The sequence below is a fragment of the Sphingomonas sp. genome, from assembly GCF_031361285.1.
Taxonomy (GTDB): domain Bacteria; phylum Pseudomonadota; class Alphaproteobacteria; order Sphingomonadales; family Sphingomonadaceae; genus Sphingomicrobium.
The window spans coordinates 1-2474 of sequence record NZ_JANMCO010000022.1 but is presented as its reverse complement, the minus strand read 5'-3'; the positions used below and the strand labels follow the sequence as shown (position 1 = coordinate 2474).

Sequence of the window (2474 nt, the reverse complement as noted above, 5' to 3'; positions counted from 1 at the left end):
CGGAAGCGATGGGCGCCGCCGGCCCTCGTGTATGGTGGGACCGCCACGTCCAGGGCGGCCTGCGCTTCGCCGATGAAATCGACCGCGAAGTGACGGAGGCCCAAGTCGTCGTCGTGCTGTGGTCGCAACATGCGATCGGCTCGGCTTGGGTGCAAGACGAAGCCGTCGAAGGCCGTGACAGCGGGCGCTTGGTCCCCGTCACTTTGGACTCGACCAAGCCGCCGCTCGGCTTTCGCCAGTATCAAACGCTGGATCTCTCCGGCGGCGAGTTCCAGCGCCTAGACGAACTGCTACACGCCATCGCCAGCACCGCTGGTGCGTCCGCAACCAGCCAGCCCGCCGAACCACCGCGCCAATATTCGATTTGCGTCCTCCCGTTCGCCAACATGAGCGGGGAATTCGAACAGGAATATTTCAGCGACGGGATCAGCGAGGACATCATCACCGACCTCACCAAAATCTCGGCTTTGTCGGTGGTCGCGCGCAACACCGCCTTCACCTTCAAGGACAAGCCGGTGCGGGTCACCGACGTCGCCCGCGAATTGAACGTCTCCCACGTGCTCGAAGGCAGCGTGCGCAAGTCTGGCGGCCGCGTTCGCATCACCGCGCAGCTGATCGACGGCGCTGCCGGCGACCATATCTGGGCCGAACGCTACGACCGCGACTTGACCGACATTTTCGCCATCCAGGACGAAATTTCGTCGGCGATCGTCGGCGCCTTGAAACTCAAGCTGCTGCCCCAAGAGAAAAAGGCGATCGAGCAGCGCGGAACCACCAACCCCGAGGCCTACGACCTCTATCTGATGGCGCGGGAATATTGGGTGAGCGGCAATTACGGCGACGCGCGGCGCGACCAGACCATCCTTCGGTTGTGCCAGAGTGCGGTCGAAATCGACCCGGACTATGCCGCCGCATGGGCGCTGATGGCGCTGATGCAGGCGGACATTCGCTACCGGGGAACCGACCTTGACGATGACGGGACGGCGGCGGCCGAGAAAGCGCTCCAGCTCAAGCCGAGTTTGGCCGAGCCGCATTGCGTCAGGGCGAGGTTTTTCGCGCAGCATGGCCGGCACGAGGAAGCCAGTGCCGAAATCGCCGTCGCTGTCGGCCTGGACCCCGACTCGTGGGAAGTGAACAAGGAAGCGGCTTTTGTGATGTTCCGGCAGGGGCGAATTGCGGAGGCCGCGCCATACTTCCAACGGGCGGTCGACCTGGTCGAGACCGACTGCCGCAGCGGCGGGATGCTACTGACCTGTTATCGCGGCTTGGGGAATATTGACGCCGCCGCGCGGACAGCACAGATCCTGCTCGAACGGACTGAACGGGCGGTCTCCCAGGACAAGAGCAACGCGGCCGCGCTTGCCCTCGGCGCCGGCGCCCTGGCCGAACTGGGTGAGAGGGACCGAGCCCGGGAATGGATCCGCCGGGCCGTGCTGATCGATCCCGACAACGTCATCATGCGCTATAATCTGGCCTGCTGTTACGCGCTGAGCTTGGACGACGCAGATGTCGCGGTTGAACTGCTGCGGCCGTACGTTTCGAGGGCGAACGCCGCGCAGATGCGCCACGTCGCGTCGGATCCCGATCTCGACAGCCTCCGCGATCACCCGCGCTTCCAGGCGCTGGTCGCCGAGGCGCTAACGCGGATCGCCGCCGCCGAAGTGTAAGGGACGAGCACGATTTGACGCAAGCCGATCAATCGCTCTGTTGCGCCGGAACCCGGGCGACACTCTTGCGTTCAGAGGCGCGGGAAATTTTGCCGTGCGAGGCCGACATGCCTGATGAATTCCACGCCAATTACTTTGCCGGCCGAGAGCTCGACGAGCGCGCGATGAGTGAGCGCGCCACCGACCCGCGCGCCGCCGCCGCCCACATCGAACTGGCCGAGCATTACCAGGCCATGGCCCTGGTGTTCGGCGCCAAGCCCGCGACGAGTACCCCGACCGTCGCCTAGCTCGGTTCGAGCTTCGCGCGCTTACTGATACCCTGCCGCCTCGCGTGAAATATTCGCCCGCCCGCTGACTCTTGGCCGGGCGTCTGGAATCTGTGTCTCCCAAGCTTCGGATTCGCAAAACTGTTTCCCGGCGCAGGCCGGGACCCAGTCCCTTTGCGCGGCGGGCAAAGAATCACACTGGGCCCCGGCCTTCGCCGGGGAACGAGAAAGCGAGCATCATGGCAACCGACGCGGGCAAGATTCTTTCGCGGATCAAGGACGAGGAGATCGATTGGGTCGACCTCCGTTTCACCGATCCCAAGGGCAAGTGGCAGCATCTGACGATGGCCTCGGGCGTGATCGACGACGACATGCTGACCGACGGTTTCATGTTCGACGGCTCATCGATCGCCGGGTGGAAGGCGATCAACGAAAGCGACATGATCCTCAAGCCGGATCTGGACGCGACCTACGTCGATCCGTTCAGCGCCACCCCGATGCTGATCCTGTTCTGCAACATCGTCGAGCCGTCGACCGGCGA

The 2474-nt window shown here is 64.2% G+C and carries 3 protein-coding genes; all 3 read left to right on the top strand.

The window, feature by feature from the left end; translation table 11 throughout:
- On the top strand, nucleotides 1–1667 hold a 1667-nt coding region (locus RMO25_RS02470; protein WP_309661024.1), incomplete at its 5' end, for a TPR end-of-group domain-containing protein.
- A 107-nt stretch (nucleotides 1668–1774) separates the two neighbouring features.
- Nucleotides 1775–1954, top strand: coding sequence for a hypothetical protein (locus RMO25_RS02465; protein ID WP_309661023.1), 180 nt, complete (start codon nucleotides 1775–1777; stop codon nucleotides 1952–1954).
- A gap of 218 nt (nucleotides 1955–2172) precedes the next feature.
- Nucleotides 2173–2474, top strand: a 302-nt coding sequence (locus tag RMO25_RS02460) for a glutamine synthetase (RefSeq protein ID WP_309661022.1), incomplete at its 3' end; no start/stop codon positions are given.